This window comes from Chryseobacterium amylolyticum (assembly GCF_051011775.1).
Classification (GTDB): domain Bacteria; phylum Bacteroidota; class Bacteroidia; order Flavobacteriales; family Weeksellaceae; genus Chryseobacterium.
On the sequence record NZ_JBPCHX010000005.1, the window covers coordinates 443,025 to 449,416 of the forward strand.

3 protein-coding genes are annotated in these 6,392 nt (G+C 36.9%); 2 read left to right on the forward strand and 1 reads right to left on the reverse strand.

Going from position 1 to position 6,392, the window contains the following annotated elements:
• Positions 1 to 67: 67 nt before the first annotated feature.
• Positions 68 to 1,066, forward strand: a complete 999-nt coding sequence (locus ACR1PO_RS16525; protein WP_433987474.1) for a polysaccharide deacetylase family protein — start codon at positions 68 to 70, stop codon at positions 1,064 to 1,066.
• On the forward strand, positions 1,063 to 2,139 hold the full coding sequence (locus ACR1PO_RS16530; protein WP_433987475.1) for a GNAT family N-acetyltransferase: 1,077 nt from the start codon (positions 1,063 to 1,065) through the stop codon (positions 2,137 to 2,139). The genes ACR1PO_RS16525 and ACR1PO_RS16530 overlap by 4 nt, the downstream gene beginning before the upstream one ends.
• A gap of 76 nt (positions 2,140 to 2,215) precedes the next feature.
• Here the strand turns inward: ACR1PO_RS16530 and ACR1PO_RS16535 are convergent, their stop codons facing one another.
• Entirely contained in the window at positions 2,216 to 5,083 is a 2,868-nt protein-coding gene (locus ACR1PO_RS16535; RefSeq protein ID WP_433987476.1) for a M16 family metallopeptidase, read from the reverse strand.
• Positions 5,084 to 6,392: the final 1,309 nt, after the last annotated feature.

Sequence of the window (6,392 nt, forward strand, 5' to 3'; positions counted from 1 at the left end):
TTAAAAGTTATACCTTTAAGAATCTATTTGAATTGAGTTTTGAATAGATTCTTTTTTATTTTAAATAATGAAAGACAGGATCATCAATGTACTGGCAGCCTTCGGATCTGATCATATCGGGAAATCTTTTCCGCTGGATTACTGTCTGCCTCTTTATCATAGTGTTTCAGACAGAGAACTTCCTCATCTAAAGCACGTGATCTGCTATAAGAATACCAGGCAGTTTGAAGAAGATCTGGACTATCTCTCAAAGAATTTTCAGTTTGTAAACTGGCAGGAGTTCAAGGATTTTATGTCAGGAAATTTTAAGCCTGCAAAAAAAATTGCTTTGCTTACTTTTGATGACGGTTTCAGAGAATTTTATGAGGTAGCTGCTCCCGTTTTGGAACGTAAAGGAATTTATGCCTGTAATTTTATCAACCCTGCTTTCATTGATAATAAAGAAATGATGTTCAGGTGTAAGGCAAGCCTGCTTGCAGGTGCTGTTGAAAAAATAAAAACCATAGATCCTGAAATTTATTTTAGTTTATCACTTAAAAATACAGAAAGACACATTTTAAAAAAGAAAATTTTATCGGTTAATTATCAGGAAAAAGATATCCTGGACTGGCTTGCAGAAAAACTTGATGTAGATTTTAAAACTTATTCCAAAGAATATAAGCCTTATTTGAGTACTGAAGAATTAAAGGACCTTACCCGTAAGGGCTTCGGAATCTCATCGCACAGCTGGGACCACCCGAAATACGGAGATTTATCTCTGAAAGAACAGCTGGAAACAACAGATAAAGCTTTTGCTTATGTAAAAGAAAGTGGTTTCCTGTATGAAAGCTTTGCGTTCCCGTTTACAGATTTTGAAGTGCGGAAAGATTTTTTTGATGAACTCTATAAAAATGAAGAAATTTACTGCAGCTTCGGATGTGCCGGCATAAAGCTGGACAGTATAAAGAGAAATTTTCAAAGAATTCCAATGGAATTGGGAGAGAGCGGAGCACAGATATTGAAAAAGGAAATTGCTTATTTCAGACTGAAAAAGCTGGTCAATAAAAATATGATTATGAGAAAATGATAACACTGAAAACATATAACAGAAAAGAGCTGGAAGATTTTATATCATCCGGAGATTTTCAGCAATATGATTTTCTTCCGGTTACCAGACATCGTGCACTGTCTCATATTCAGAATCCAAAAGCATCAGCCGAAGACACGCTTCTTATTCTGGCTTTTTATGATGAAAAACTGGTCGGTTATGTAGGATGTTTTCCGGATTATTTTGACATCGACGGAAAAAAAATCCGCTATGCCTGGCTCAGTACTTTATATGTAAACCCTGAATACAGAAAGAAAAGACCAGCAAAAGCATTGTTGAAAAAAGTTTTTGAAGAATACGAAGGAAGAATTGCCATTACAGAATTTACCAAAGAAGCAGAGGCTCTCTACAATATTATGGGAGTGTTTGAGTATGTCTTTCCTAAAGAAGGAAAACGCTATTATTTCAGAACCGATGCTGCTAAAATGATTCCTGAAAAAAAGCCGGGAACTCAATTCCTGAAGCCGCTTTTTCAATTGCTGGATGCTGCAGCCAATGGGCTGATTTCAATAAAAAATCTTCCCATACAAAAACCGGATTTCAAATATGAAATGCTGGATAAAATCGATCAGGAAAGTGTTGTTTTTATTAATGAATTTCCTAACAAACGGAATGCAGATGAAATCAACACTTTTATAGACAACCCATGGGTGCTGGAAGGGGAAAAAGATGAGAAATACTTTTTTTCAAGTTTTGCAGGGACGTTTAAATATTTCTGGATTAAAATTTTTGATTCAAATAGTAAACTTAAATCCTGCTTTTTACTACAGCTTCGCGATGATTATCTTAAAATTCCATATCTGTTTTCAAAAGCTGATTCAGATGAGGTTGCCAGGTTTTTAAATTACTTCATCATTATTTATAAAGTAAGGGGTTTTACTTCTTACCAAACCGGATTGAACAAAGTGATACAAAATTCAAAAGTATTTTCCCATATCTATGAACGTGATTTCAAAAGAGAGTATCTTTTTCATAAAAACCTTTTGGCATTGCTACCCGATCATTTTAATCCAAACTATCAGGATGGCGACGGAGATTGTATGATGACATAAGCAGAATAAATTATCAATTATCATTCATCAATTATAAAAAACAAACGCCTGATAATCTTATCAGGCGTTTGTTTTTTTAATGTCCGAAAATATCCTTCAGGCTTACTTCTTTAAATGTTCCCATTTTATTAACGGCTTCCATATCCAGATTTTCTTTTTTTCCGATAATGGCTGTATTGAATTGTATTGGTTTTATTATGGTATTATAAAATTTTTTCAGATCTTCGAACTTCAGGTTTTGGATCTGTTCATAGGTGTTTTTTCTAATGTCGTGGTAGATATTGAGTTTTTTTAGATCTAAAGTGTTAAAAAATATATTTTCGCGGGTTATTCTTGTTGAAGCAATCTGTTTCAGGGCTGTATTCTTTGCATTCTCAAACTGAATAGGCACTTCAGGAAGTTCCGTCATCAGTTCATTCAGGGTGTCCACCGCAATCATCAGCTTGTCTGGTTGGGTCCCGATATAAGTGGTCACATAATCAGGATGGTTGAGTTCAGAATTCGCTGCATAGGAAACATACGCTGAGTAGGCGAGACTTTTACTCTCACGGATCTCCTGGAACACAATCGAAGACAACCCTCTTCCAAAATATTCATTAAATACATTGATCTTTCCAAAATGATTAGGATTCACCTCGTTTCCTTTTCCGATCTTACTCATTTCAATCTGAACCATATCATAATCGATGAAATTGACATTTCCTCCTGTTGCAGGTTCCGGATATTGCTTGGCATCAGGGATCTGAAGACTTTCAGGTTCTATATACCTTCCGATATATTCCTTGAATTTTCCAAAGTCTTTACCATAGAAAAACACCTGATAAGGATATTTGAAAAGCTTTTTCATTCTGTCTGTAAAAACGTCCGCGTTGCTGTTTTCAAGTTCTTCCTTGGAAATAATATCCGTAAAACGTGAATTGCGTCCCAACTTTGTATAATTGTTCAAAGCCGTTATAATACGGTTTTTGTCTTTCTTGATCGCCTGGCGGTTTTCCAGTACTGTTCCTACAAACTGATTATAGATCTCCTGATCAGATTTTACATCATGCATCCAGTGCTGAAGAAGGGCAATCCCTTTTTCTATATTCTCTTCCAGCCCGCTTAAAGATATGGTCAGCTGATCATTTGTTGTTTTAAAATCATTGCCGATTCCTATTTTGAAAAATTCCTTTTTCAGATCTTCCGGCGAAAGCGTATCTGTTCCCAAATACTGAAGCAGTTGAGTTGAAATTCCTAAATCTCTGTCATGATCACTTCCCATAGGAAAAATAAAATGCAACTGGGCAATATCGTTGTACTTGTTCTTTACAAAGCTTAATTTTTTGCCATTCAGCTGATCAGTGATGATTTCCTTCTGATAATCAATAAATTCAGGCTTAATGTCATCAGTTTTATCTGCTAAAATCTCTTTTAAAAATTCAGACTGAACATCACGGTTGATCTTAATAGGAGTGATGCCGGGGTTCTCAACTCTGATCAGTTTGTCGTTTACCCCTTTTTCTTTATTAACAACCACATAGTTTTCCCTGAAAAAATCATTGGCAAAATTTACCACATCTTCCTTGGTGAAAGAGGCGTATTCATCCATTTCATTCAGTTCCTGCTCCCAGGTTCTTCCTTTTATATAAGAATCATAAAGTGTAGTGGCGAGTCCTTCTGCGGTTTCAAGCCCTTTCATTCTCTGAAGTTTGAAATCATTGATGATTGCAGGCAGCATCCAGTCCGGGAAATCTCCTTTCTTGATCAGTTTAATTTCATCAAGTACCATATTCTTTGCCTCCTCCAGAGTTTGTGTTTCCTTAGGAACAGCAACGATGGAAAAGTAGCCGTACTGTCTTAATCCAACAGAAAAGGCTTGTGCCCATAGCATTTTCTGCGTTTGGTTGATATGTAAATCAAGTAATCCGGCTTCCCCTCTGTTGCTGAGGATATTGGCTATAATATCGGCCAGCATAGCTTCTCTGGTTCCATAGCTTTCTGTTCTCCATGCAATCTGAGCCCGTGGAGTAGTAGGGCTTTTTACCGTTCTTGTAACAATTGATGTTATAGGCTGTTCAATAACGGGCGTCTTCTTGGGAAGTTCTTTATAGGGTAAAGTACCGAAATACCGATCAATCAACTGAATCGTTTTTTCAAAATCAAGATCACCGACCAATACCATGGCATAGTTATTAGGAACATAGTATTCATCAAAATACTTGTGAATAGCCTTCATTGAAGGATTTTTCAGGTGCTCCGGTTTTCCAAGGGTGGTTTGCTGTCCGTTAGGATGAGTAGGAAAAAGAGCATCCATCAGCTCATAATTCACAAGTCTCGTATCATTGTCCTGCGCTCTGTTGAATTCCTCATATACTGACTCCAGCTCAGTGTGGAAAAGACGAAGTACAATTTCAGAGAACCTTTCCTTTTCTATTTTCAGCCATTTTTCAAGCTCATTATTCGGAATATTGTTTTTGTAAACCGTTTCATCAAACCAGGTATGTGCGTTGGTTCCGCTTGCTCCCAAAGAAGAAATTGCTTTGTCATACTCATTGGCAATGGCGTACTGGCTGGCTTCCTGTGAGATATCATCTATCTTTTTATAGATTTCCTTTTTTTTCTCAGGATCCTGTTCTGCTTTATGCTCTTCATACAATGCTGAGATCTGATCAAGAAGTTCCTTTTCTTTCTCCCAATTCTGAGTCCCTATTTTTGAAGTTCCTTTGAACATCATATGTTCAAGATAATGAGCCAGCCCCGTATTGTCAGCCGGGTCATTATTACTTCCTGTCCTTACGGGAATGAAGGTCTGTATTCTCGGAGCATCAAAGTTCTGTGCAAGAAAAACCTTTAATCCATTCTTCAAAGTATAGATTCTGACGTTGTTCTCGTCGTTTGTTACTGTAATATATTCGTAATGGTTATTATCTGTATGAACCGTTTCCTTATATTTTCTGTCTGTCATATAAAAACTCATTTCATTCCTTAGAAACCGGAATGCACTGCAAATGTAAGGAATCAAAAAAAATGTCAGTCTCTTTTTATCATTATTACATCTATTCTTATAGTTGAAAACTTGAATCATAAAAAGAAAGCCATTACTAGAAGTAGTTAAGATTTGTGATTGTTTCCTTTATTAAGATATCACTCTCCGACCCTCCAACCTTCCCACTTTATTCAGGAGCTTCATCCTGCTATCCATTTCTACTCCTCGCGCCGGGGCTTCCCATCTCAAGCCCTTTCGCTCCGGCTTCTGCTGCGGGGTAACCATTGCTATCAGGGCTAGGGAAGGATTTGTTAATGATGAATGATGAATTTCATGGTAGGAGGATATAGTGGTCCGGGGTATTGTGTTGCGAGCTTCGGGTTAGTGAATACAAGCCTTTATTTCCATTGTGTCATTCCGTAGGAATCCAAACCTCTTGACCAGAGTAAAGGATGTAAGTTAGCAGGATAATGTCTAAAATCTTTTTTAACAGTTGGTATTATCCGTGTCATGCTACGGACAAGTTTTGTCCGGACTCCTGTGGATTGACAATGCTGTGTTTGATATATAATCTGGTGTATCATCAATTCAATAGGAACCCGGTATAATTCTGAACTTGTCGAAGAAAGCTTGTTTTCTTCTATAGTCTGGTCTCTATTATATAATATATATACTATTTTGATCAAGGGTTAACCCGCCCACCAACTCCCGGACGCTCCCACGCTTCCCACCCAGGACCCCAAACAAATGTTTAAAATTTTTCTACCTGCCTGCCAGCGCTTTAAGCTGAAATATTACGAAACGGTAAAATTTAAGTTAAATAAACTTGTTTTGCGTTGTAAGAAGTTACTATCTTTGCCCCACTGAAAACGAGAGTAGATCAGTAAGCGCAGAAGAGCCTTTGAATAGGCAGAGACATTATGACTCCGAAAAGAGACAGACGAAAAAAACTTCAAAACTTTTTGTAAAAAGAGTTGCGGGATAAAAAAGAGTTTGTATCTTTGCAGTCCGAATAAATCGGAGCGCAGGAGCAGGGTGATTGAGATGTTGGATAAGGATTAAGGTTACTTAAAAAACTTTAAAATTTTCTTTAAAACATTTGGTCATTACAAAATAAAGTTTTACTTTTGCACTCGCAAATACGGAGCGACACTGACAGAAAGATTGCTTCGTTATAAAGCGGAAGATATAAAGATCATTGACATACAATATAACAACCAAGTAAGGAAAAACTAAAGCGTTAAAAACTTTGAGTGAGTCAGACAAACATACAATGGAGAGTTTGATC